Here is a 22,844-nt window from a genome sequence, read left to right as displayed (position 1 = left end):
GGCAGGTCGATTACCTGGGAGGTAAAGAGATGGGCTTGCGAGCCAGCGATGAGCGGCTCATTGCGCTTGCTTATTGCACCTGCCACCAGCGCGGCAACAGCCGCCGCACTTCCGGCCGCCGATACCGGTCATCGATCAGATGCACCACCCCCTGATCCTGTTCCGTGCGAATCACGCGGCCGGCGGCCTGCACGACCTTCTGCAAGCCCGGATACAGATACATGTAGTCGTAGCCGTTGCCGAACTTCGCGTCCATCGTGCGGCGCATCTGCTCGTTGACGTCGTTCATCTGCGGCAGGCCGAGCGTCGCGATGAAAGCGCCAATCAGCTGCTGCCCGACCAGATCGATACCCTCGGAGAACGCGCCCCCTAGCACCGCGAAGCCAACGCCCTGGTTCATGGTGCGAAAGCGCGCGAGGAACGCGTCGCGCGCGGCCTCGTCCATTCCCTGTTCCTGTGCCCATATTGGCAATTCCGGATGACGCGAGCGCATCAAGCCCATCACCTGCTGCAGATACTCGAAGCTGCTCAGGAAGCCGAGATAATTGCCCGGCTGCGCGGCGTACTGCTTGGCGATCAGATCGACGATGGGCACGAGTGAACGTTCGCGATCACGCCAGCGCGTGGATACGTTGCCGGCCACCCGAACCTGCAACTGCTCGGCGCGAAACGGCCCTTCAACGTCCAGCCAGCTCGTCTGCTCCGGCAGACCCAGCGTGTCGCGATAGAAATGATGCGGGTTGAGCGTGCCTGAAAACATCACCGTGGTACGCGCGGCAGCGTAACGCCCTGCGAGGAACGGCGCCGGGATCACGTTGCGCACACACAGCGTGCTGCTGCTTTTGTCGCGCGGCGCGTTGCGATCCGTGGTGTGGGTGATGTCGAAAATCGAATGCTCGCCGAATTGCTCCGCCAGCGCGACGAAATGCATGGCGTCGAAGAAAAATCGCAGCGAGGCTTCGTCGATAGAAAGCGGGGCTTCGGCGAGTTGATCCGTCACCGCGCCGATCAGATTCTGTGCGGCCGAAAGCAGTTTGCCTGGCACATCAGCGTAGACCTGATACGTGTCGGTCTGGGCGCGCTTCACGGCATTCCACTCGCGCTGAAGCCGTTCAAGCGGCTTCTTCAACGTCGCAGGCGCGGTTTTACGGGCGAGCCGGAACGCCGCCTGGTCGAGCGACGCGCTGTACATGCGCCGTGCCCGCTCGAGCAGGTTGTGCGCCTCGTCGACCAGCACGCCGACGCGCCATTGATTGATCTGCGTGAGCGCGTACAGCATCGCGCTGCTGTCGTAGTAGTAGTTGTAATCGCCGACCACCACGTCGGACCAGCGCGCCAGTTCCTGCGCGAGATAGTACGGGCAGACGTCGTGCCCGAGCGCCGCTTCGCGCACCGACGCCCGGTCGAGCCGCGGTCCGGCCAACGCCGCGCTGCGTGCCGCGTCGAGCCGGTCGTAGAAACCGCGGGCGAGCGGACAGGACTCGCCATTGCAGGCCTTGTCGGGATGCTCGCAAGCCTTGTCGCGCGCGACCAGTTCCAGGGTTCTCAGCGGCAAGCGCGCGGAAGTCGGCTCGGCGCTTCGATGGAGCGTCTCGATCGCATCGAGGGCAAGTGCGCGGCCCGGCGTCTTCGCGGTCAGGAAGAACACACGGTCGATCTGATCCGACGCACACGCCTTGAGCAGCGGAAAAATCGTCGCCAGCGTCTTGCCGATGCCGGTCGGCGCCTGCGCCATCAAGGGTTTGCCGTCACGCGCCGCGCGGTACACCGACACCGCCAGCTCGCGCTGACCACTGCGGAACTGGCCATGCGGAAACTGCAACGCACTGAGCGCGGCATTGCGCGCGGCGCGGTGCGCCTCTTCCTGCACGGCCCAATCGAGAAAGCGCTCGCACTGCTCGACGAAGAAAATCTCCAGCTCACGCGCGGTGTGCGTTTCGGTCAGCAAGGTTTCCTTCTGACTGCCAACATCGAAATACACCAGTGCGACCGTCAATTCAGCGAGCGAACGGGTCTGGCACAACAGGTGCCCGTACACCAGCGCCTGCGCCCAATGCAGCGTGCGGTGATTGGCGGGCATCCGTTCGAGCGCGCCACGATGGGTCTTGATCTCTTCCAGCCGGTTCGACACCGGGTCGTAGCCGTCGGCGCGGCCACGCACCGTCAAACCGCGATGCGTGCCGGTCAGCGTGACCTCCGCTTCATAGCCGCTCGCGCGCCGCCCAGCGACTGTCACATGGCCGGCCATGCCTTCCAGCGAGGTGGGCGCGGGCGTGAAGCGCAGATCCAGATCGCCGCGCCGCGCAGTGAATTCGCACATCGCCCGGACGGCGACCACGTAGGTCACGGCGTGATCTCCGTCACGACTTCCGACGCGACGATCTCTTCATCCGCCCATCGCACGTCGAGCACGCGCACCGGCATGCCGTGCTGTGCGCAGTACGCGAGCCAGCGGATCTGGTTGTCCTGCAAGCGGTCGCCGGGACCTTTCACTTCGATCAACTCATAACGGCGCTCGGCCGGCCAGAACCGGATCAGGTCCGGCAGGCCCGAACGGTTGCCGCGGATGTCGCGCAGCAAACGCTCGAACCATAGCTTCAGATGCGCGGCAGGCAGGCAGTCGAGTGCCAACTCGACCAGTTCCGGTGTCAGCAAGCCCCAGAATACGAACGGCGATTGCAGACCCGCCTTGCTTTGCAGATGCCGCAGAATCGTCTCGCGATAGGCGTGGCTGTCGAGTTGAGCGAGACAGGCGGCGAATTGTTCCGCGCGGCGAACGTGAAAATCCGGCGCATGCAGATCGGCCGGTCCGCGCTGGAACGGGTGAAAAAACGCGCCGGGCAGCGCCGCGAACACCGGCTCCCAGCACAGCAAGCCGAACAGCGAGTTGATCAGCGCGTTTTCGACGTAATGAACCGGCGCCGCGTCGCAAGTCAAATGATCGCGGGCGACGTATTCGACCGGTTGTGGCGCGTCTGGCCTCGGCAGAACCAGTGTGCTGCGCTCAACCGGGCGAGCTGCAGCCACACGCGCCACACGCTCGCCGCGCTTGCGCTGCAAACGCGGCAACATGCGCTCGATGCGCTGCGCTTCCTCTTCGCTTTCAGGTTTCGCAGCGGCTTGCAAAGCGAGGGCGAAGGCTTCGTCAAATCGCTCACTGCGTTCCAGCACTCGCAAGCGCCGATGGCGCGCGCCGGGCCACGCGCAGCGCTCATAGACAGCGAGCGCGGCGCGCCAGTTCTGTTGACGCTCACAATGCTGGCCGATACGAAACAGCAGTTTCGCGCGACGCGTTTCGAGCCAGGGGTTCGAGGTTTCGATCGCTGCAATTGCGGCGACGAGCTCGTCGATTGCCTCTGACTCCGCGTCACCCGTGGGGAGCCATTCGAGCGCTTCGCGGCATGCATGCAACGCGAGGTAGACGTCGACGTCCGCGCGTTGCTGGAATGCGCGCGACGACGGCGCGAACGCGACCTTCTCGTACTGGAACACGCCGAGATCGGCAAGCACGAACTCCGACCAGTCCTGCTGCAGATTGCCGAAGAACATGAGGCGCAGACGCTCGCAAAGGGGCGCGATGGCGACGTGGAAGACGCGGTCGGTGGTCTGGGCGTGCCACGCGGACAACGGATGCGCGGTGGCGCCTCGTTCGTCGCATTCGCCCTCACCCGCTCCTTCGCTTTCGTAAAACGGCCGCAGCGTTTCCAGCAGATCGGGTTTGCGCAAGCCTCTCGCGCCGGGAATCAACGCGATGGCGTCCGCCAAGATCAGCAGCAATTCGGGGCGCGTGGTGAGCGCGAACAGATCGTCGAGCGTCAGAACGGGTTCCGTGTCGACCCAACCGAGCGCGGCCAGGGGCGCCGCCGCCTGCAAAGGGCAACCGATCTCGTCATAAGACAGGCGGCTGGCGCGGAACAGCGTGCCCTTGCGCATCAGCATGCGAACCAGCAACGCGCGCGACGGCTGCGGCAAAGCGGCGAAATCGCGCAGGAAACCGTGTTCGCGCGCGTCCAGCAGATCGTCGTAACGCTCGGCGAGCCACGCCAGCGCACGCTCGAAGTTCAGCAGGTAATAAGGGACACCAGAACGGGGGTCCGACGGAGCATCTGTCGCCACGGAGCGTTTACGAAACCTGTATGTTTATACAGTGATGATATCAAAATATAAGTACGCGTCGATACCCGCTTCGTATGCGCATGGAGAATCCGCTCACTGGTCGTCGTCGCCCGAAATCGCCTGGGCCGGCCCCGCCCAATCCCGAAAGCGCGTTTTCCTATATGTGGGCAGAATGTCACGCATATGATATAGATCGTTCTACAAAGACGGCAACGAAGCTGAGTTACGTCTGGTGTTAAGATTTTTTGAAACAAGCCCTAGTGAGAGCGTGATCTGCATGCGTGCAAGCAAACGACAACTTGTCGTCGATAAAGCCACCCAACTGTTTTCGATGCACGGTTTCCAGGCCGTCGGCGTGGACTGGATCATCGACGACTCCGGCGTTGCGCGAATGACGCTATACCGCCACTTTTCAGGCAAGGACGAATTGATCCGCGAGGTGCTGCTGCAACGCTATGCGCTGATCGTCGGCAGTATCGAGGCCCGTTTGCAGACCCTTGAGGTCCCGGAAGAACGGGTCAAGGCAATTTTCGACTGGTATGGCGACTGGTTCGCGACGCCAGAATTCGCGGGTTGCCTGTTTGAACGCGCACTGGCGGAGTTTGGCACCGAGTACCCCAAGATCTCGGGCGTGGCCATCCAATATCGGACAAAGATGACCACCTGGATAGCGGAACTGCTGCAGGGTCTCATGCCGGCGTCTGAGGCAAAACGCCTTGGGGATGTCTTCATGATGTTGCTCGACGGGGCAACCGTCAACGCACGCGCGGCAAATGATCCCGGGCCGGCTTCGCAGGCTTGGGCTGCCGCCGAAGTTCTGCTGCGATCGGCCAAAGCCAAAGCGGCGTGAGCGGGAGCCCGCTCACGCGCTAGATTCCTCGCTGTGCCTGCGGGGCCGCCACCCACACCACTGTCAACGATCGCACCCCCTGCGCACCGCGAATCAGTACGCCTTCGATATCCGCGGTGGCCGAAGGGCCGGTGACCAGCGCCGCATAGCGCGCATCGCGGAAGTCGTCGCGACGGTACACGTCCTGCAAACCGTCGAGCAGTTGCGCCGGATCGAGCAGCACCACCAGATGCTGCACGATGTACCCCAGCGAGTTGACCACATACTCGCGCTCGCTGAACCACACCGAGCCGGTTTCAGCCACGCCGAAGCGACCCCGCACCACGCCCACCTCGATATCCTGCAACGACGCCGGTTCGGTTTCGGCCGTGATCGCGCGCGTGCCGGGCACTTCGGGCGTCGCCGACGCCACCGACGCCGCATCGCCGAACCGCTCACGGATCAGCGCAAGCACGTCACCCGCAGCCCGCGCTTCGACGCACGTGCCGCCCATCGCCTGCAATGCTGCCGTGAAGCGCGCCCGCAAGTCCCCGCCCGCCGAAGCGAACAGCGGCGCATCGGGCCGTGGACGCGCCGGCGGCTGCGCGTCACGCACCTTCGCCAGAAAAGCCTCACGCGTTGCCATCGCCACCTCCACGATTCTTCTTGTACCAGGCGTGGAAGGTCAGCTTCGGCGCCTCCGGCAACTCACGCTGCCGGCCCCAGATGTTGAGCGGGTTATACAGCACGAAATTCGGCAAACGCCGCAGCGCGCCGCCCATCGACGACACTGTCGCCCGATACAGCGTCGGACTCGCAAGCAGGCGCCCCGCCATCTTCAGCACTTCCTGCTTCACGAATGGCACCTCATGACGTTCTGCGATCACCGTTCGCCATTTGTAGATCTGCTCGTGAATATTGATCTTCACCGGACACACATTCGTGCAACTGCCGTTCAGCGTCGACGCGAACGGCAACGCGCTATAACGCTTCAGGTCGAAGGTCGGGTTGATGATTGCGCCGATCGGCCCCGAATACGTGCCGCCATACGACAAGCCGCCACTGCGCCGATACACCGGGCACGTGTTCATACACGCGCCGCAGCGAATGCATTTGAGCGAATACCAGAAATCCTCCATCGCAAGCCGCTCCGAGCGGCCATGATCGACGAGGATGAAGTGCATTTCGGCGCCCGGACGCGGAGCACGGAAATGCGAGGTGTACTGGGTAATCGGCGAACCGAGCGCGCTGCGCGACAGCATGCGGATAAATACGCCGAGGTCCGACACCTTTGGAATCAGCTTCTCGATACCGATCGACGCGATATGCAACGGCGGCACATTCGCCGACAGGTCGGCATTGCCCTCGTTCGTACACACGACCACCGTGCCCGTCTCCGCCACCGCGAAATTGCAGCCCGTCATGCCCGCCGTTTTCTCGCGCACGAAATACGGCCGCGTATTCATCCGCTGGCTTTCAGCGAGGTAGTGAATATCGCTGTTTTGCGGATCGGTGCCGATGGTTCGACCGAACAGTTCAGCCACATCGGCGCGTAGTTTATGGACCGCGGGCACCACCATATGGCTCGGGTCCTGATGATCGAGCTGCTGGATGCGCTCGCCGAGATCGGTCTCCATCACCGTGATGCCGCGCGGTTCGAGATACTCGCGCATCTTGCATTCGTCGGTGAGCATCGACTTGCTTTTGACGAGCGTGGTCATGCCGCGCTCGGACATGATCTGGTGGACCAGCGCATTGTGCTCTTCGGCGGTCGCGGCCCAATGCACCACGACACCATTTGCTTCGGCCGCAGCGGCGAACTGTTCGAGATAGTCGGACAGATGCGACAGCGTGTGTTCCTTGATGCCCGATGCCAGTTCGCGCAGCGTCTCCCACTCCGGGATGCCGTGCGCCTGCGCATCGCGCTTCTCACGCAAATCCCATAGACGTTTGTCGTGAAACGCGACGTGCTCCGTCTTCCTGATGAAAGCGCCCGCGGCTTTCGCGTGATCGATGCGGCTCATGCGCGTGCTCCGTTGAGAACCTGCGCGATATGGATGAAGCGTGCGTCGGTTTTCATGCGTTCCGCGCAACCTTGCTGGTGCATCAGGCACGACATGTCGCCCGACACGATGTACTCCGCGCCCGCGTTGAGATGATCGCGAACCTTGTCCTGCCCCATGCGCACCGACACCGGCTCTTCGGTCACCGAAAACGTGCCGCCGAAACCGCAGCATTCGTCGGGCCGCGACGGTTTGACGAATTCGATGCCTTTCACGCCTTCAAGCAAGGTGCGCGGTTTCGAAAACGGCAGCGCGGAGATCTCCGAGACCGACGCTTCCTTCAGATGCCGTAGCGCGCTGCAACTGTTATGCAGACCCACGCGATGCGGAAACTCGGCCCACGGAAACTCACGCGCACCGACCACGTCGTGCAGAAACTCGACGAGTTCGTAGGCGTTGGCGCGAACCTTTCTGACTTCATCAGTCTGCTCGAGCGCGGTCAGATGCTCGCGCACGTGATGAATGCAACTCGCCGACGGTCCGACGATGTAGTCGTAGCCGGCGAAGTTGCGCGCAAACACGCGCTCGGCGCCGGCTGCCTCGGTGTGCGCGCCGCTGTTGGCCATCGGCTGGCCGCAGCAGGTTTGCTCCTGCGGATAGTCGACCTCGATGCCGAAGCGTTCAAGCAGCTCGAGCGTGGCGATCCCTACTTCGGGATAGAACGCGTCGATGAAGCACGGGATAAACAGGGCGACTTTCATAGGCTCATTTGAATGAAATGCGGCGGCCGCTGATTCACTTACTTTAGTGCGGAATCATGGCGGCGCACGCGTTTCCTGCCGACAGCGTGTTCGCGGCCGGTCAGTAAGACTGGTATTGTTGGTCTGACCAATAAATATAAGGAAGTCGCCGGGCGGTGTCAACCGCGAGAACGTTGGTGAAGCAGACTGGACAGGCCTCAGCGCGGTTATGGGCGCACGCAACCCGCTGCCCGCGCGTGGGCAAAAGCGGTGGTCAGGAGGTCAGCAAATCAGGAAATGAGGCGTCGGCCAGAGGCCGGCAACTCAGGAAATCACGCTCGGCGACGGTCTCGCCGCGTCGTCCTTGTACATCTCGCGCACATAGGTCAGATGACGCTCGGCGGCCTTGCGCGCCTTTTGTGCGTCGCGGGCGATGACTGCGTCGTAGATGGCCTGATGCTGGCTCATCAACTGCTTTTCCATCGCGTCGTCGTAGTCGATCAGACGATGGTACTGGCGCATGCCTTCGCGAATCAGCGTATGGATGCCGTGCATCACATGCGCGAGCGCGATGTTATGTGTGGAGTCCGCGATGGCGAGATGAAACGCGGCATCCAGTTCCGCGAGATTCACACGGTCTTGCGACTGCGAACCGGCCTTCAATGCTTCGAACGCCTCGGTGATCTTCTGCAGATCGGCTGGCGTGGCGCGCTCGGCGGCATACACCGTCGAAATCGATTCGAGACCCTGGCGCAGTTCGAGAATATCGGCACTGGTGCGCGGATTTTGCAGCAACAGTTCGGCGAGCGGCTTGGAGATGATCGGCGCGGTGACGTCGACGACCGTGAAGCCGCCCCGCCCCGACGTTTCAATATACCCGTCCGCTTCCAGCCTGATCAACGCTTCCCGCAACGACGGCCGCGACACCCCGAGCTGCGTGGCCAGATCGCGTTCGGCCGGCAAGCGGTCACCGGGCATTAGCGCGCCGTCCGAGATCAGTTGCTTGATCTGGTCGGACACCACGTCGGAAAGTCGTTTGCGCGTGAAGGACTGGATCGGGAGAAATGGCATGGGCGGCGCGGGTTGAAGCCTGGTTAATGGAGCCTGATTGATGAAGCCTGGTTGGCGAAGCCGTGGACGACGGCATGAGCGCACCTTCGAACGGGTGCGTCAAAGTGCAGGAATTATACCGTTCAACGACTTGCCGCTGCCTGCCAGGCTAGCCCGCGCCCGCCGCATACAGCAGCGGCTTTCCTATTCACAGCCTACACGTTCGTGCGCACCGGCAATCCACCGACGAACGCAGCAATCCGTTCGCAAGCATCCATCAGGCTTGCCTCGTCGACCACAAAACCCAACCGCACGAAACCATTCGCGGTCTCGCCGAAGGCGCTAGCGTCGAGCAACGACACACCTTGCGCGCGAAACAGTTGCCAGGTGAAATCGACTGTATCGAGGCCCGTGCCGCTGACGTCGACCATCATGAACATGCCGGCTTCCGGCAACAGGCAACGCAAGCCCGGCACGCGGTGCAGGCGCTCGAACACGACATCGCGGCGGCGCCGGTAAATCTCGCGCATCTCGGCGACGATCGGCGCCTTGTTCTGCAGCGCGGTCAATGCAGCCTGCTGGATGAAACCTGGCAAGCCATACAGCATCGCCAAGGCGAGCCGCCCCATATGCTCGATCAGCGTGGCGGGCCCGATCGCCCAACCCACGCGCCAGCCCGCCATGGCATGCGATTTCGACAGACTGCCGAGCGTCACCGTGCGCTCCGCCATACCTGGCAACGCCGCGATGCTCACGTGCTCACGCTCGAACGTGAGATCGGCATAGACCTCGTCGGAGAGCACCCACAGATCGTGCTCGCACGCGATCCGCGCGATGCGTTCCAGATCGGCGCGTGGCATCACCACGCCGGTCGGATTACACGGTGTCGCGAAGAAAATGGCTTGGGTGCGCGGTGTGATGGCCGCTTCGAGCGCGTCGCAGTCGAGGTGAAACGCCCGCGCCGGATCGACCGGCACCGGCACAAGCGTGGCGCCCGCGGCGCGCACGCAGGCTTCGTATGTGAGGTACATCGGCTCGGGGACGATCACTTCGTCGCCCGCTTCCAGCAGGCACAACGAGGTGGCGAACACGCCGTTCTGCGCCCCCGCAGTCAGGATCACGTTGGCCGCGCTTACGGCGCAACCCGTGGTGCGCGCATGGTCTTCGGCAATCGCCGCGCGCGCCGGCTCACGCCCGGACACGGCGCTGTAATGCGTATCGCCGCTACGCAACGCTTCGATGGCGCGCTCGACGATCGGCGCGGGCGTCGCGAAATCGGGGTCGCCGACGCTCAGCACGATCACATCTTCGCCATTGGCGAGCGCCTGCTGAGCGACACGATGGATTTCCCACGCCGAGGTACGCCTGCCCTGCAAACGCTCAACCAGATTCGAATACTTCATGGAACTCACCCCGTTTCGACTTGAGCCGCCAATGTAATGGGGCGCGTGCGAAACGTCCAGATACGAAAAAGCGCCACGCGAGCACTGAGACTCGCGTGGCGCTTCGCTGAAGCCCTGGCCCCGAAGGGCAACGCGTTTAAACCTGGCGGCGCAATTCCGCCGGCGGCACTTTCATCAAGTGGCGATATTTCGCCACGGTACGCCGCGCCACCAGTACACCCTGATCCGCGAGCATCTTCGCAAGCGTCACGTCCGACAGCGGATCGTGCGTGTTCTCCGCGGCGATCATTTCCTTGAGCAACGCGCGCACGGCCGCGGCCGAACAGGTACCGCCGCTTTCTGTGCCGAGTTCACGCGGGAAGAAGTGCTTGAACTCGAAAATACCGCGCGGCGTGGCCATATATTTGTTGCCGGTCGCACGCGAGATGGTGGATTCGTGCAAACCGAGTTCCTCGGCCACATCGCGCAGCACCATCGGCTTGAGCGCGATTTCACCGTACTGGAAGAAGGCTCGTTGATGCGCGACGATGCACTCGGCCACGCGTTGAATCGTATCGAAGCGCTGCTGCGCATTGCGGATCAGCCAGCGCGCTTCCTGCAATTGCTGCGCGAGCGGCGAGCGGCTGGCACCGGCCGACTGCGCGAACAGCTCGGCATACATGCGATGGATGCGGGCGCGCGGCTGCACGGCCGGGTTGATCGTCACCGCCCATTTGTTGCGCACCTGACGCACGATCACGTCCGGCACCACGTAGTTGTCTTCGGTACGGCCGTAGTTGTTGCCCGGCTTCGGATCGAGCTTGCGCACCAGCGCGCAGGCCACCCGCAGTTCCTCGGCGCTGCAGCCGATCTGCTTTTGCAGTTCAGCCTGTTCGCGACGCGCGAGGCGCTCCAGGTGATGGTCGACGATTTGCCGCGCCACATCGCGTCCAGGCGTGTCAGCGGGCAACGCGTTGACCTGCAGCGACAGACATTCGGATAACGAGCGGGCGCCAAGACCGGGACGATCGAGCGATTGCACGAGGCGCAGCGCCACCAGCAATTCTTCTTCAGTCAGTTCGGGTTCGAGGTCGACGCTGTCGGCGAGCTCGGAGAGTTCCTGACGCAGATAGCCGTCGTCATCGAGCGCCTCGATGATAAAACGGGCCACCGCGCGGTCACGGTCGTCGAGTCGATAGAGACGCAGCGAGTCGTGCAACTGCTCGCGCAAGGTCGGTTGGGAACGCGCCCATTCAGCGGGATCGCTACTGTCGGAGTCGCCGTTCTGGCGCGTCGAACTACGGGTGCTGTAGTCGCCCGAAAAGTCGCCGGGTATGTCGTCCTGCCCTGCGCTTTCCATTGTGTCGCCAGCGCTGTTGTCGACCGGTGACGATTCAGGTTCGGCCGCGGCGACCGTGTCCGTGGCGGGCGTCCCACCGACGTCATCGCCTGGCGTTGCAGTGGCGAGCGCGACGTCTTCCGTGTCGGTCGAGTCGTACTCGAGGAACGGATTGGTGTCGAGCGCGGTGCGCAACTCCTGCTGGAACTCGAGAGACGACAACTGCAACAGACGCACCGATTGCTGCAGACGCGGCGTGAGTGCGAGGGACTGCCTTGCGCGTAGTTCGATTGACGGCATTGTAGTGAGGTCCCGTTAATAGCTTGGAAAAGGTATCTGGCCTCAGTAGAGCAACTGTCATACCAGCTCGCCCAACACACTGTTTTTTCTAAGTTTTGCCTTTTCAGGCCCGCCAATTGCGCAGTGGGCGCGCGCCCTTTTTACAAGGACCCGGCAATTTCCGGTCGCCGGCCTTACGGACCGTCGAACAGCCCGCCGCACGTGGCCGCCCCTCTATTCCTCAGCCTAAACGCAGGTGCAGCAACGGCTTGTCCCGGCATCGGGCATTCGTGCGGTGTACCGGGCACACAGCTTGCGAATCAACACGGTGTGGACGGACGTGGGTCTTTGCACGCGAGTCGATCGCGAGGTAGCGCAAGCAGCAACGTAGCCACGCAAACGAAACACATGCATAGACCATCGTCCGGTGTCGATAACGGGCCCTGACGGAACCGTAGCGGCAACGACCCCACGCGAGTCATCAACGGTTTCGGCCGCGATCGACCGCAGGTAACAAGACCGCATTTTTTATCAACACCCGAAGGAGAAACCATGAAGACCATCCAACTTCTGAAGACCGCAGGCAGCATCGCTTGTGTCGCATTCGCTCTGAACGCTACGGCGCAAACCAGCGGCTCGGCCCCGTCGGCAGCATCCGAAACTATCGGTCAGCACGTCGACGACGGCACCATCACCACCAAGGCCAAGGCCGAACTGCTCAGCGCGAAGAACGTCAAATCGACTCACATCCACGTGAAGACCCGCAAGGGCGTGGTGTGGCTCACGGGTTCAGTGCCTTCGTCTGACGACAAGGCCGCAGCAGGGGAAGTCGTGAAGGGCGTAGATGGCGTCTCGAGCGTGAGGAACCATCTGAAGGTCGTAGCGGAATAACTGCGCGGAACAACAGCAGCGTCTTCGCTGCTGTTGTTGTCCAGCTTCAAAAAACCGGCGTTCTTGTGAGCGCCGGTTTCCTTTTCTACCTGCAGTTTTCTATCTGCAATTACGGCCTGGCCGCAGCGTACTGATCGCGTAAGTCACGCACGCGATCATGGTTTTGCAGTACGCCCTGGTACTGACGCTCAACCAGCGCCCGGACGTCCAGCGGCAACTCCTTTTCAAGCGCGTCGTGATAGCGCTTTTTCGCAACGTCTTCGCCCTTTTCGCATTCGGCGAGGATCTCGTGATCACTGCGATCCGACACAGCCGACTTCACGTCGACCCAGCCGCGATGCAGCGCACCGCTCATACTGCCGCCTGTTTCGGGCTTGCCGCCCAGCGCCTGAACCGCATCCTGCAATTCACGCGCACCACGCGTGCAGTCTTCGGCGCGCGACAGAAACAGCGATTTCAGCTGCGCGTCATGCGCGTCTTCTGCCGCCTTGCGAAAGCCCTTCTCGCCGTCCTTCGACGTTTCGACCAGATCGTTCAACACGGAAACAACGTTCGTAGCCATTCAATACCTCCAGGGGTTTCGTTAATCGAGGAATCCGCCGCTACGCACTTCCATGTAGCCGCGGGGTTCGCATGTCTATGCGCATGAGGCGTGCCCGGCTCGCGAATACCCCGGCATGAATGCAAAACGGCCCGACATTTGCCGGGCCGTTCTGTTGTTTGCAGCGTCTCCACTCAAACGAAAGCGATCGCCTTACTCATTGCCTCATTTATTGCCTCATTTATTGCTTCACTCAGGCATGCCGTTCGCTGAATTCGCCGAACTCGTTGAGTGGTTCGGGCGTTTTGAGCGGATCGAAGTCGGCCCAGCGCCCTTGCTGCCAGCGCCCGCTCGCGCGTTCGATCGCGAGGCCCCCTGCTTCGCGCAATACCTTAGCCGCGTCGAACTGATTGTCGGGCGATACATGCACGGCAACCAGTACGCCGGAGTCGCGCATTTCCTGATGGAAGCGCAAATGGTGGTGGCCGGCCTCGCCGCCTTCGCGCGTGCGCGCCATCGCCCCGGCGAGGGAGCCTATGTATGCGCCGACGCCGGCCGCGATCAGCGAGACGAGAATCGGCGCCGAAAACGCCGCGAAGATCCCGACGCCGACCACAGCGCCCACTACCGCGCCGATCGTCACGCCCATGCCGGCGCCCTTCGGGGCTTCTCTCGCGCCCGGATCGGTGCCGGTATCGCCGCCGATCGGATAACGCGCGTGCTGGCCACGCGGATTGACAAAAAACAGCGTGACGTCTTCTTCGACGAAACCTGCGTTGAAGAGCTTTTGCGCCGCATCTTCGGCGGCGGGGAAAGTCGTAAACCGTGCTGCGACGATGAGTGACATAAGGCCTCCTTACATCGTTGAAACGCGTTTTGCGGACCCTGCCGCCACACGGCATCGCGCTGCGCTGCAAAAATACACGCGGGAGGTAGGCGTGTGCCCGGACTACGCGGCGGTGCCGCGATCGGGCTCCATGCCTTCCACTCTGAACAGTCCACTATGCAACACTACGCCTTCACCGGCGTTCTGGTCGAGTGCTTCTGCGCAAACCGAGCGGATACGATTGCGCCCCTTGTCGAAAGCGGCCATCAGGGCGGATTCGAGCGCGGAATCGGCGCCGAAATGATCTTCCAGCGCCTCGGCCGTAATCGCACACACAACCGCTTCGCCGTCGACGCGCGCCATGAAGCGCACAGTCAGATTCGCTCCGTCGAAGAGCGGCTTGTCGTCGGGAAAAGTGATCTGCATAAGGGAGTCCTCATAGGCCGGCCGGGGCAGGATCGCGTTCATGACGAACCCTTCATTGAACCGGCCAGTTGCTGCGCCATCGCGAGGTGATGTTTGATCGTCGGCAGCGCGTGCGCGGCGGCGGCCTTCAGTTGTGAGTCGGTGCCGCTCTGGCTCTCCTGCTGGAACAGGTCGACCGCTCGCTGATGCGCTTCCACACCGATCTGCTCGACGTAGGCCTGATCGAATTCGTTGCCCTTGAGCGTCTGCAGTTTTCCGACCAGCGCCGAATCGGCGGACGGCGTCGTGGCAAGCCCCTTCTTCGCGACGATTGCGGCCATGCCGTGCGAGAGTTTCGTATGGTCGGCGATCATTTGCTGCGCGAATTTCTTGACGTGCGGATCGCTCGAATTCTTGAGTGCGATTCTGCTTGCCGCGATTTCGGTGGCGTCGGCCTGTGAGGCATCCTGCACGAACTGCTGGTCTGCAGGCGAGAGCTTTGTGCCGCTCACCGGCGCAGCGCTAGCGGGGGCGTCACTGGCTTGTGCGTATGCAGGCCCGATCGACGCTGCGCCAAGCCCCAGCGCAAAAGCCATCACTTGTACGGAATATCGGAATTTCATACGTTTTCTCCCTGGTCGACCTGTCTACCGAAGCGGGCTGAGCGATGAGATCGCGGTATTTCAGAACCGCTTCTGCGTCCCTTGTCTCTGTCCGTTCGTTACGTCCCCTAGTCAGCAAAAGACGTGCCCATGCCTGACCGCCGCCGTCAGCACCGGTAGCAAGGTGCGTAAGGACTGTTCCGCCCACGCACGCCACCATGCGCAAAGCGCGCGGCGGGCATCGCTTTTGCTCGCGGCCAGTCATCGGCGCATACGCGCTTCATGCTTGAAACTTCTACCTGCAACCATGGCTGCCACGACCCAACCGATGCAACGCCGCACGGAACGCGCCGGACGCGCGGACGAAACCGCCGCGCAACGAGCCGCTCCCGCCGACCTGCCGCCGGGCCTGCGCCATGCCGACGACAGCAAGCCCGGCTACACACGCAAGCGTGAAAAAGACGGCTTCATCTACATCGACCTGAGCGGCAAGCGCATCGACGACGAAGAGGAAATCAAACGCATCAATGCCCTCGCCATTCCGCCCGCTTACGAAGACGTCTGGATCTGCCCCGACGCGCGCGGCCATATCCAGGCGACGGGCCGCGATGCACGCGGCCGCAAGCAATACCGCTATCACCCACGCTGGCGCGAGACACGCGACGCCGACAAGTACGAACGCATGGCCGAGTTCGGCCGCGCGTTACCGAAAATCCGCGCACGCGTCGCTCGCGACCTGAAGCTGCCGGGCATGCCGTGCGACAAAGTCATCGCGGCGATCGTGCAGTTGCTCGACACGACGCTGATCCGCATCGGCAGTGTGGAATACGCGCGCGAGAATCAGTCGTACGGTTTGACGACGCTGCGCAAGAAGCATGTGAAGATCGAAGCGGGCCAATTGCGCTTCAAATTTCGTGGCAAAAGCGGCATCGAGCATGACGTGACGGTGGACAATCCGCGCATCAAACGCATCGTGCGCCGCTGCGCCGAACTGCCGGGCCACGACCTGTTTCAGTACCTCGACGAAGACGGCACGCGCCGCACGATAGGGTCGGCCGACATCAACGACTACCTGCGCCGCGCGAGCGATGCCGACTTCACCGCGAAGGACTATCGAACGTGGGCCGGCAGCGTCTATGCCTTGGCCGCGCTACGGCGGCTGGTGTGCAGCAGCGCTACGGAGGCGCGCCGCCATATCGTTGCGACGGTCAAGGATGTGGCGGCGCTATTGCGCAATACGCCCGCGGTTTGCCGGCGCTGCTACATCCACCCTGTGGTGATCAGCGCGTTCGAGGCGGCCGAATTGCAGAGCTTGCCACCTGGCCAGGCACGCCGTGGATTGAGAGTGGACGAAGTGGCATTTGCCACGCTGCTTGCCCATGCGGAGAAACGTGCGGCAAAGCTGGCACGCACGGCCGGCGCCAAGGGCCGCAAGATGCGGGAGACGGCGATGACGGACAGCATCAACGGCTCCTTGACCAGTCTGTTGAAAAAATCTCGCGTGGTGGCGCGTAAAAACGCCGAGGCGAAGACCGGCACGCAAACCGCGCGGCGGTCGGCTGCGTCACGAGAGGAGATCGCGGCATCGCGTGACGCCAAGCAGGCGGCTCGCTGAGCAAAACTGAGGTTCGGATCTCCGACCAACCTCTTATTGACTGGCGCCGGAGGCCGCTGAGGCTGTGCCCGACCTACTCGCCGCTTCGGTGGCGGCAGCGGCCGCCGCGCCGCTGCTCGTATCTGCAGTACTGCCGGTGGCCGCGTTGCCGTTCATCACGCCGCTGCTGGCCAGCGCGGAACTGGCGGCAGTGGACGTATCCGCGCTGCCGTTATCGGACCGTTTGCAGCCTGCGGCCGCGGTCAATAACACCACCGCTGCCACGATCAGCACCTGCTTGCCCGCGCTTTGTCTGGATAGCTGTTTCATCTTTCTCCTCCGTCATCGGTCCGGTGAATCCGCGACTGCATGACGCGAGCGCGGATTCACCGCCATCATTGATGTTCATCGCCTGCGTTATTGGCCGTTCGTGCCGCTGCCCGCGTCCGCACCCGGCGTATTGGTCGAATCGCTCATCGGCTTCTTGGTCTTCGCCTTCGACTTCGACATGTGATGCGTTTTCGAGCCACTGGCACTCATTGCCCCCGAAGTCGACCCTGCGGATGCCGCATCATGTGCGGCGTTGTTGCTCGAGCCAGCGGATCCGCCTCCGCCCGCGCCGCCGTTACCGTTGCCGCCCGCTTGCGCGAAAGCGACGCTCGACATCGCGACCAATGCCGACACCAGCAATGCTTTTGAATAGTTCATCGAAGTCTCCCTAAGTGAATGGACCGCGTTTGCCGCTTGCAGCGCGAGCTTGTCCAATCCGTGCTTCTGCCGCTCGAGCTGGGCACTGGCACTCATGCTGTTGGCCAAAGCCGCAGCAAGGGCTATGCCGCGCTGCTGCGAATCGAAGGAACGCCGATTGCTCAGTTCTCTCCACACATCGAACCGGTAAGGAGAAACATCATGCTCAACCAGACACAGACCCAAGGCGGCACGCGGCAGGGCCAAGGCGCACGTATCGTCGGCAAAGGCAGCGCGACTGCAGACGGTCCCGGCCCGGAAGTCATGGCCGCAGCCACCCTGGATGGCAACAAGGTGATTAGCAGCGATGGCGAAGACATCGGCAAGGTCAAGGACATCATGCTCGACGTCGGCTCGGGTCGTATCGCCTATGCGGTGCTATCAAGCGGCGGCTTTCTCGGCATCGGCGACAAACTGCTGGCGATTCCGTGGCGCGCCCTCACGCTCGATACACAAGAGAAGTGCTTCGTCCTCGACATGACCGCCGAGCGCGTGAAAAACGCACCGGGGTTCGACAAGGACCACTGGCCGGCCATGGCGGACCAGACATGGGCCACGTCGGTACATCAGTACTACGGCAGCGAGCCCTACTGGGGACGCGATCCGTATGACCGGCGCGACGATCTGGGTGCCGGTGACATTCCGGCGGGGTCGTCTGATGCACCGGAGGCCGGCGGGTTGAAACTGTAGATCCCGTTGTAAATCCTGTCGTTCGCACACAGGTTGCGGGCAGGTGCGGCTCGTTGCTTCGAGCCGCACCTGCCTTGATGTGCCGGCCGCGCATGCGTCACCTGCATGCCGGCCCCAACCGGATCCTCATGCACGAAACACTGTGTGTTTCTCATCGTCGGCGCCGTGCTCGTGTTTATGGGCGTGGCAGCGACGACGCTGCGGCGCCTTCCCGTTAGCGCCGCCATGTTCTACCTCGCGATCGGCTACGCCCTCGGGCCGTCCGGCATCGACCTGTTGCGCCTCGATATCGTCGCCGATGCACATTTGCTGCGAGCCGTCACCGAAGTCGCGCTGCTGGTGTCGCTGTTCGCCATCGGGCTGCGTTTGCGGCTCGGCGTATTCGAGAAGCTCTGGACCGTACCGCTGCGCCTCGGCTTCCTCGCCATGCTGGCGACCATTCCGCTACTCACGCTGTTCGGCGTCTACGTATTGCATCTTGGCTGGGGCCCGTCCCTGCTGCTCGCGGCGATCCTCGCCCCGACCGATCCGGTACTCGCTCATGACGTCCAGGTGCACAATCCCGGCGACCACGACCTGCTGCGCTTCGCGCTCTCCGGCGAAGGCGGCCTGAACGACGGCGTCGCGCTCCCCTTCGTCATGCTCGGCCTCGCGATATGCGCGGCGCCTGCCGCTCCAGTCACCGACGTGCTGAGTTTCCGGCTCGCCGGCAGCATCGTTTGGGGCGTGGCCGGCGCAATCGCGATCGGCGGCCTGCTCGGCTGGGTGACAACACATGCGGTCACCTGGCTGCGTACGCGCCATGCGCAGGCCCTCGGTCTCGAGGGCTTCTTCGCGTTGGGCCTGATCGAACTCTCGTTTGGCGCCGCGCAACTCGCGCATACGTATGGCTTTCTGGCGGTGTTTGCCGCGGGCGTCGCGATGCGCCGCGCCGAGCATCGCGCGAGCGGCGGCGCGTCACCTCGCGAGGCGATCGGTACGGTCGATTCTGAAGACGTCGAAGCAACCGCGGCAAATCCGAGCAAAGCCCATGCGTATATGACGGAGTCGGTGATGGGCTTCACGATCGAACTAGAACGCATCGCGGAGGTGGCGGTGATGGCGATGGTGGGCAATGTGCTCGCCACGCTGCAAGCACCGCTTCTCACCTGGCAGACGGTCGCGCTCACGGTTGCGCTGTTCGTGCTCGTGCGGCCGGCGTCGGTGGAATTGTCGCTGCTGGGGTCGAGCGCGACGCCAGCGCAGCGGCGTTTGATGAGCTGGTTCGGCATCCGCGGAATCGGTTCGTTTTACTACCTGGCGTATGCACTTGAACACGGCGCGGCATCCGACGTCGTGCCGCTGGTGCCGCTCACGCTGGCGGTCGTTGCGGCTTCGGTCGTGATTCACGGCGTCTCGGCTACGCCTCTGATGAGCTGGTACCACAGCCTGCGCAGCAGCGAAAACCACGATGTCCGCCGTGGACCTCGCTAGAATACGAGTCCCTCGTGCTGCAACAAGCTCCTCCCCATTCGATGACCGCTCCCGACGAATCAAGACGTGAAGCGCGGACGAACGCCGCCAATTCGCTGTTCGCTTTTCTCAAGGCGCTGCCGCTGGGCGACCGGCTGGCCGAAGGCAGTGTGATGGCCACGCAGGCGGTGGCCGGCGGCAGCCTCGCCTTCGTAATCGGCCGTTGGCTGCACACAGAGCAAGCCTTCTGGGCCGCGATTACGGCGATTGCGGTCAGCCAGCACAGTTATATCGACACGCGCAATCTGTCGCGCGATCAGTTCATCGGCGCGATGGTCGGGGCCGTCTGCGGGCTCATCGGCGCAACCCTCGGCGGCGGCTATCTCGCCGCTTACGCGGCCACCGTTGGCGCGGCGATTCTGATTTGCTGGGTCGTGAACGTGGGCAGCGCCGCGCGTCTGGGTGGCATTACGGCGACGATCATGCTGCTGGTGCCGGGCGTCGGTTCGCCGTGGGACAGGGCCTTGCTGCGCCTCGGCGAGGTCACGTTAGGCACCGTCTGCGCACTGCTCGTGACCTTGATCATGTCAAGGATAGAGAAGCACTGGTTCGGCCGACCCGACAAAGCCTAGCCGGACTTCTGATCGTTCTCTTGCGGCTGACGCCGGTAACGTCCCGGCGTCGCGCCGACGCTCTGCTGAAACGCCTTGCCGAAGGCGGCTTCCGATTGATACCCCACGGCCTCACCGATCTCCGCGGCGCTGCGCTGCGTGCGCAGCAGCAGATCGCACGCGATCGTCATACGAATCTGCGTGAGGAAATCCATCACCGTCATACCCGCACGCTCGTTGAAATGGCGTGCGTAAGTCGCGCGGGACATCGCCGCGCGTTCGCCCAGTTCGGCAATCGTCCAGGCCCGTTCGGGGGCGCTCAACATGCTCTGTACGGACGCGCCCAGACGCGCATCGGCCAACAGTGCCAACACGCCTGCAGTCGATGCATTCTGTTCGCCGTGCACGCGCAAGGCCATTGCGAATAGCGCGTGGCTCAATGCGGTGACGATCGCGAGCGCGCCGGGCTGACGTTGCTCCGCTTCGGTTCGCATCAATGCAATCACCGTCTGCAACGCGCCGAGCGTTTGCACGCTGCCGAGCGACACATGAAATGGGTCGGGCAACGCGTTGAGCAGCAACGCCGAGGAACCGGGCGCGTAGACGAACCGGCCGCATAGCAGATCGAGATCGGCGCCGCCCTCGTGCTCGTCATTGCGGCGCAACGGCAGCATGCCGTCATGACTCAACGTCAGCGGCGCGGTGGCAACTGTCCGCCCGATATCACGCACCCGATGCGCGGCGCCACGCGGGAACAGCATGAAATCGCCCGCCTGCAGCACAACCTGCGCGTCACCCGCAGTCTCGACGACGCATTCGCCGTCCAGCACCAGATGAAACGGTGCAATGCCCGCCTCCATTGGCGTGTGATCGATGTCGAAGCCCCCCGTGAGCAGGCAACGCAGATCGAGGCTGGCTTGCGGCCGGGCGAGGTCGATCAGTCGGCTGAGCGTATCCATGAGACGGTCGCGCTAAAAGTTGAGCGAATCGAGTATTCAGGATATCGCGGCACAGCGCAATACTTTGCCTAACGACACCGGCACCCGCCGGAGCCTGGCAAACAAAGGAGCACTGTCATGTTGAACTGGATCGATTACCGCAAGGAACTGTTCGGCCGCATCGGCGAGATCGCCAAACTGTCGCCGGATACGGTGAAGGCCTATCAAACGATGTCGAGCGCGGGCCAGAAGGCCGATCTTCTCGGCGCGAAGACGCGCGAGCTGATTTCGCTCGCGGTGGCCGTCAGCTTGCGATGCGACGGCTGTATCACCGTGCATACGGCGGAAGCGCTGAAACACGGCGCGACACGTGAAGAGATCGCCGAAGCGCTCGGCGTGGCGGTCGCGGTGAACGCGGGCGCCACCATGGTGTACTCGGCACGCACGATGGACGCCGTCGCCGCTTATCAGGCGGATAGCAAGCCGGCAGCGTGAGGCACGCGGTGTAGCGACGTGATGGCACGCCGCTGCACCGCTCACCCACGAGCTATCCGGCGTGCAACGCGAGCCGCGCACGCCGCGGCTTGCAGCTGGCGCTACGCCGGATGACGCGCCTCTTCAAGCTGCTTGCGGCGCACCTCGCCTTGACGTTCCAGCATCCAGCCCGGGTACTCAGCGGGCAGCGTGCTGACCTTATCGAGTTTCGCAAGGTCATCGGCGGTCAGCGTGACCTCCGTGGCAGCGATGTTGTCGTCGAGTTGCTCGATTTTCTTCGCCCCGACGATCACCGAGCTCACCACGCGTTGATGCAGCAGCCACGCAAGCGCGATCTGCGCCACCGACACTTTCTTCGTCTCCGCGATATCGCGCATCACGTCGATACAGTCATAAGCGCGCTCGCGATTGACCGGCGGGAAATCGAATGTCGTGCGACGGCTGCCCGCCTCGCCCTGCTGTTCGCGCCCATATTTGCCGCTCAGCAAGCCGCCCGCGAGCGGACTCCACACCATCAGTCCAAGCCCTTCGCTGTGCAGCATCGGCACGAGTTCGCGTTCGAGGTCGCGGCCCGCCAGCGTGTAATACGCCTGTAGCGATTCAAAGCGCGCGAGGCCGAGGCGCTCCGCAATGCCCAGCGCCTTCACGATCTGCCATGCGGCCCAATTCGACACCCCGACATAGCGCACATGGCCATGCTGGACCAGCGTATCGAGCGCGCGCACGGTTTCTTCGATCGGCGTGGCTGGATCGAAACCGTGGATCTGATACAGGTCGACGTGATCGAGTTGCAGGCGTTTCAGGCTCGCCTTGATCCCGTCGATGATGTGATAACGCGAGGCGCCACGCGCATTCGGGAACTCCGCCGTCTGGCCGAACACTTTGGTTGCGACCACAACCTTGTCGCGCGGCACTTTCAGGTTCTTCAACGCCTGACCGGTGATCTCTTCGGATAGGCCATCAGCATAAACGTCGGCCGTGTCGATGAAATTGATGCCCGCATCGAGCGCCCGGCCGACCAGCCGCTCCGCGTCCCCCTGCTGCAGATCGCCGATCTGCTTCCAGATGCCCCCGCCACCGCCGAAGGTCATCGTGCCCAGGCACAGCTCCGAAACAAACACACCGGTACGGCCTAACTGGTTGTATCGCATCGTCGAGACTCCATCGTGGATTCGTGGAACGGTGAGCCGTACAGAGTACTGCACCCGGCAAATTTCGGCAGGACCCGGCGCGCGTCCTGATCCGCCGCCCGACGAACGAATGTTTCAAACCACTTACGGTTCGCGCAGGAGTTACCGCAGCGCTTTTTCGGCC

Annotated in this window: 22 protein-coding genes and 1 pseudogene; 7 read left to right on the top strand and 16 right to left on the bottom strand. The window is 62.9% G+C overall.

Annotated elements, in window-relative coordinates:
• Window positions 1-70 precede the first annotated feature (70 nt).
• Both KHO30_RS10310 and KHO30_RS10305 read right to left on the bottom strand, forming a co-directional pair.
• A complete protein-coding gene (locus tag KHO30_RS10310; protein ID WP_211700774.1) occupies window positions 71-2,347 on the bottom strand; it encodes an ATP-dependent DNA helicase in 2,277 nt (758 codons plus the stop codon).
• Window positions 2,344-4,116, bottom strand: a complete 1,773-nt coding sequence (locus KHO30_RS10305; protein ID WP_211700772.1) for a VRR-NUC domain-containing protein — start codon at window positions 4,114-4,116, stop codon at window positions 2,344-2,346. The genes KHO30_RS10310 and KHO30_RS10305 overlap by 4 nt, the downstream gene beginning before the upstream one ends.
• Before the next feature lie 277 nt (window positions 4,117-4,393).
• Between KHO30_RS10305 and KHO30_RS10300 the strand changes: the two genes are divergently transcribed.
• Window positions 4,394-4,966: a TetR/AcrR family transcriptional regulator gene (locus KHO30_RS10300; protein ID WP_211700770.1), complete on the top strand. Its 573-nt coding sequence runs from the start codon at window positions 4,394-4,396 to the stop codon at window positions 4,964-4,966.
• A gap of 19 nt (window positions 4,967-4,985) precedes the next feature.
• Here KHO30_RS10300 and KHO30_RS10295 read toward each other — a convergent pair whose 3' ends face one another.
• The 6 genes from KHO30_RS10295 to KHO30_RS10270 all read right to left on the bottom strand — a co-directional run bounded on the left by KHO30_RS10295 (window position 4,986) and on the right by KHO30_RS10270 (window position 11,759).
• Complete coding sequence (locus tag KHO30_RS10295) at window positions 4,986-5,591, bottom strand: LutC/YkgG family protein (protein ID WP_211700768.1); 606 nt, start codon at window positions 5,589-5,591, stop codon at window positions 4,986-4,988.
• Complete coding sequence (locus tag KHO30_RS10290; protein WP_200573161.1) at window positions 5,578-6,969, bottom strand: lactate utilization protein B; 1,392 nt, start codon at window positions 6,967-6,969, stop codon at window positions 5,578-5,580. The genes KHO30_RS10295 and KHO30_RS10290 overlap by 14 nt, the downstream gene beginning before the upstream one ends.
• Window positions 6,966-7,709, bottom strand: coding sequence for a (Fe-S)-binding protein (locus KHO30_RS10285; protein ID WP_211700767.1), 744 nt, complete (start codon window positions 7,707-7,709; stop codon window positions 6,966-6,968). Before KHO30_RS10285 ends, KHO30_RS10290 begins: the two co-directional genes overlap by 4 nt.
• Before the next feature lie 303 nt (window positions 7,710-8,012).
• Complete coding sequence (locus tag KHO30_RS10280; RefSeq protein WP_093635837.1) at window positions 8,013-8,759, bottom strand: FadR/GntR family transcriptional regulator; 747 nt, start codon at window positions 8,757-8,759, stop codon at window positions 8,013-8,015.
• Between the two features lie 194 nt (window positions 8,760-8,953).
• The gene (locus KHO30_RS10275; RefSeq protein ID WP_211700765.1) at window positions 8,954-10,141 is read right to left on the bottom strand and encodes a pyridoxal phosphate-dependent aminotransferase; all 1,188 of its coding nucleotides are present in this window, start codon (window positions 10,139-10,141) and stop codon (window positions 8,954-8,956) included.
• A gap of 136 nt (window positions 10,142-10,277) precedes the next feature.
• On the bottom strand, window positions 10,278-11,759 hold the full coding sequence (locus tag KHO30_RS10270; RefSeq protein ID WP_093635841.1) for an RNA polymerase factor sigma-54: 1,482 nt from the start codon (window positions 11,757-11,759) through the stop codon (window positions 10,278-10,280).
• 531 nt (window positions 11,760-12,290) lie between these two features.
• On the opposite strand from KHO30_RS10270, the gene KHO30_RS10265 reads away from it, so the two are divergent.
• Window positions 12,291-12,629 carry a BON domain-containing protein gene (locus KHO30_RS10265; RefSeq protein ID WP_054035360.1) on the top strand — a complete coding sequence of 113 codons (339 nt, stop codon included), beginning with the start codon at window positions 12,291-12,293 and terminating at the stop codon, window positions 12,627-12,629.
• Window positions 12,630-12,738: 109 nt separating this feature from the next.
• Here the strand turns inward: KHO30_RS10265 and KHO30_RS10260 are convergent, their stop codons facing one another.
• From KHO30_RS10260 to KHO30_RS10245, 4 genes are all read right to left on the bottom strand, one after another.
• Complete coding sequence (locus tag KHO30_RS10260) at window positions 12,739-13,191, bottom strand: ferritin-like domain-containing protein (protein ID WP_200620541.1); 453 nt, start codon at window positions 13,189-13,191, stop codon at window positions 12,739-12,741.
• A 232-nt stretch (window positions 13,192-13,423) separates the two neighbouring features.
• Window positions 13,424-14,017: a hypothetical protein gene (locus tag KHO30_RS10255; protein WP_093635845.1), complete on the bottom strand. Its 594-nt coding sequence runs from the start codon at window positions 14,015-14,017 to the stop codon at window positions 13,424-13,426.
• Window positions 14,018-14,119: 102 nt separating this feature from the next.
• On the bottom strand, window positions 14,120-14,464 hold the full coding sequence (locus KHO30_RS10250; RefSeq protein ID WP_093635847.1) for a DUF1488 family protein: 345 nt from the start codon (window positions 14,462-14,464) through the stop codon (window positions 14,120-14,122).
• Window positions 14,461-15,024 carry a DUF4142 domain-containing protein gene (locus tag KHO30_RS10245; protein WP_093635849.1) on the bottom strand — a complete coding sequence of 188 codons (564 nt, stop codon included), beginning with the start codon at window positions 15,022-15,024 and terminating at the stop codon, window positions 14,461-14,463. The genes KHO30_RS10250 and KHO30_RS10245 overlap by 4 nt, the downstream gene beginning before the upstream one ends.
• Window positions 15,025-15,331: 307 nt before the next feature.
• Between KHO30_RS10245 and KHO30_RS10240 the strand changes: the two genes are divergently transcribed.
• Window positions 15,332-16,618, top strand: a complete 1,287-nt coding sequence (locus KHO30_RS10240; protein WP_234486885.1) for a DNA topoisomerase IB — start codon at window positions 15,332-15,334, stop codon at window positions 16,616-16,618.
• A 33-nt stretch (window positions 16,619-16,651) separates the two neighbouring features.
• Here KHO30_RS10240 and KHO30_RS10235 read toward each other — a convergent pair whose 3' ends face one another.
• Window positions 16,652-16,927, bottom strand: a complete 276-nt coding sequence (locus KHO30_RS10235) for a hypothetical protein (protein WP_211700763.1) — start codon at window positions 16,925-16,927, stop codon at window positions 16,652-16,654.
• A gap of 87 nt (window positions 16,928-17,014) precedes the next feature.
• A complete protein-coding gene (locus KHO30_RS10230; protein ID WP_093635855.1) occupies window positions 17,015-17,305 on the bottom strand; it encodes a hypothetical protein in 291 nt (96 codons plus the stop codon).
• 201 nt (window positions 17,306-17,506) lie between these two features.
• Between KHO30_RS10230 and KHO30_RS10225 the strand changes: the two genes are divergently transcribed.
• From KHO30_RS10225 to KHO30_RS10215, 3 genes and pseudogenes are all read left to right on the top strand, one after another.
• Window positions 17,507-18,034 carry a PRC-barrel domain-containing protein gene (locus KHO30_RS10225; RefSeq protein WP_200620537.1) on the top strand — a complete coding sequence of 176 codons (528 nt, stop codon included), beginning with the start codon at window positions 17,507-17,509 and terminating at the stop codon, window positions 18,032-18,034.
• A gap of 128 nt (window positions 18,035-18,162) precedes the next feature.
• Window positions 18,163-19,507: pseudogene (locus KHO30_RS10220) on the top strand (cation:proton antiporter).
• Window positions 19,508-19,548: 41 nt separating this feature from the next.
• Window positions 19,549-20,118 carry an FUSC family protein gene (locus KHO30_RS10215; protein ID WP_211701015.1) on the top strand — a complete coding sequence of 190 codons (570 nt, stop codon included), beginning with the start codon at window positions 19,549-19,551 and terminating at the stop codon, window positions 20,116-20,118.
• On the opposite strand, the gene KHO30_RS10210 is transcribed toward KHO30_RS10215, so the two are convergent.
• Window positions 20,115-21,056, bottom strand: a complete 942-nt coding sequence (locus KHO30_RS10210; protein ID WP_211700761.1) for a cupin domain-containing protein — start codon at window positions 21,054-21,056, stop codon at window positions 20,115-20,117. The genes KHO30_RS10215 and KHO30_RS10210 overlap by 4 nt on opposite strands.
• A 117-nt stretch (window positions 21,057-21,173) precedes the next feature.
• On the opposite strand from KHO30_RS10210, the gene KHO30_RS10205 reads away from it, so the two are divergent.
• Window positions 21,174-21,530, top strand: a complete 357-nt coding sequence (locus KHO30_RS10205) for a carboxymuconolactone decarboxylase family protein (RefSeq protein WP_200620535.1) — start codon at window positions 21,174-21,176, stop codon at window positions 21,528-21,530.
• A 101-nt stretch (window positions 21,531-21,631) separates the two neighbouring features.
• On the opposite strand, the gene KHO30_RS10200 is transcribed toward KHO30_RS10205, so the two are convergent.
• Window positions 21,632-22,681 carry an aldo/keto reductase gene (locus tag KHO30_RS10200; RefSeq protein WP_200620534.1) on the bottom strand — a complete coding sequence of 350 codons (1,050 nt, stop codon included), beginning with the start codon at window positions 22,679-22,681 and terminating at the stop codon, window positions 21,632-21,634.
• Window positions 22,682-22,844: the final 163 nt, after the last annotated feature.

It is taken from the genome of Paraburkholderia aspalathi (assembly GCF_905220735.1).
In the GTDB taxonomy this organism is placed as follows: domain Bacteria; phylum Pseudomonadota; class Gammaproteobacteria; order Burkholderiales; family Burkholderiaceae; genus Paraburkholderia; species Paraburkholderia aspalathi.
Note: the sequence above shows the minus strand (reverse complement) of the source record. Positions and strands in the feature narration are given on the sequence as shown.

Excerpts from the sequence above, each read along its gene's own strand:
- KHO30_RS10250 (WP_093635847.1), bottom strand. The coding sequence starts at position 14,464 with ATGAACGCGATCCTGCCCCGGCCGGCCTATGAGGACTCCCTTATGCAG.
- KHO30_RS10230 (WP_093635855.1), bottom strand. The coding sequence starts at position 17,305 with ATGAACTATTCAAAAGCATTGCTGGTGTCGGCATTGGTCGCGATGTCG.
- KHO30_RS10265 (WP_054035360.1), top strand. The coding sequence starts at position 12,291 with ATGAAGACCATCCAACTTCTGAAGACCGCAGGCAGCATCGCTTGTGTC.
- KHO30_RS10240 (WP_234486885.1), top strand. The coding sequence starts at position 15,332 with ATGCAACGCCGCACGGAACGCGCCGGACGCGCGGACGAAACCGCCGCG.
- KHO30_RS10235 (WP_211700763.1), bottom strand. The coding sequence starts at position 16,927 with ATGAAACAGCTATCCAGACAAAGCGCGGGCAAGCAGGTGCTGATCGTG.
- KHO30_RS10205 (WP_200620535.1), top strand. The coding sequence starts at position 21,174 with ATGTTGAACTGGATCGATTACCGCAAGGAACTGTTCGGCCGCATCGGC.
- KHO30_RS10280 (WP_093635837.1), bottom strand. The coding sequence starts at position 8,759 with ATGCCATTTCTCCCGATCCAGTCCTTCACGCGCAAACGACTTTCCGAC.
- KHO30_RS10300 (WP_211700770.1), top strand. The coding sequence starts at position 4,394 with ATGCGTGCAAGCAAACGACAACTTGTCGTCGATAAAGCCACCCAACTG.
- KHO30_RS10260 (WP_200620541.1), bottom strand. The coding sequence starts at position 13,191 with ATGGCTACGAACGTTGTTTCCGTGTTGAACGATCTGGTCGAAACGTCG.
- KHO30_RS10210 (WP_211700761.1), bottom strand. The coding sequence starts at position 21,056 with ATGGATACGCTCAGCCGACTGATCGACCTCGCCCGGCCGCAAGCCAGC.
- KHO30_RS10295 (WP_211700768.1), bottom strand. The coding sequence starts at position 5,591 with ATGGCAACGCGTGAGGCTTTTCTGGCGAAGGTGCGTGACGCGCAGCCG.
- KHO30_RS10215 (WP_211701015.1), top strand. The coding sequence starts at position 19,549 with ATGACCGCTCCCGACGAATCAAGACGTGAAGCGCGGACGAACGCCGCC.
- KHO30_RS10275 (WP_211700765.1), bottom strand. The coding sequence starts at position 10,141 with ATGAAGTATTCGAATCTGGTTGAGCGTTTGCAGGGCAGGCGTACCTCG.
- KHO30_RS10285 (WP_211700767.1), bottom strand. The coding sequence starts at position 7,709 with ATGAAAGTCGCCCTGTTTATCCCGTGCTTCATCGACGCGTTCTATCCC.
- KHO30_RS10225 (WP_200620537.1), top strand. The coding sequence starts at position 17,507 with ATGCTCAACCAGACACAGACCCAAGGCGGCACGCGGCAGGGCCAAGGC.
- KHO30_RS10255 (WP_093635845.1), bottom strand. The coding sequence starts at position 14,017 with ATGTCACTCATCGTCGCAGCACGGTTTACGACTTTCCCCGCCGCCGAA.
- KHO30_RS10290 (WP_200573161.1), bottom strand. The coding sequence starts at position 6,969 with ATGAGCCGCATCGATCACGCGAAAGCCGCGGGCGCTTTCATCAGGAAG.
- KHO30_RS10270 (WP_093635841.1), bottom strand. The coding sequence starts at position 11,759 with ATGCCGTCAATCGAACTACGCGCAAGGCAGTCCCTCGCACTCACGCCG.
- KHO30_RS10245 (WP_093635849.1), bottom strand. The coding sequence starts at position 15,024 with ATGAAATTCCGATATTCCGTACAAGTGATGGCTTTTGCGCTGGGGCTT.
- KHO30_RS10200 (WP_200620534.1), bottom strand. The coding sequence starts at position 22,681 with ATGCGATACAACCAGTTAGGCCGTACCGGTGTGTTTGTTTCGGAGCTG.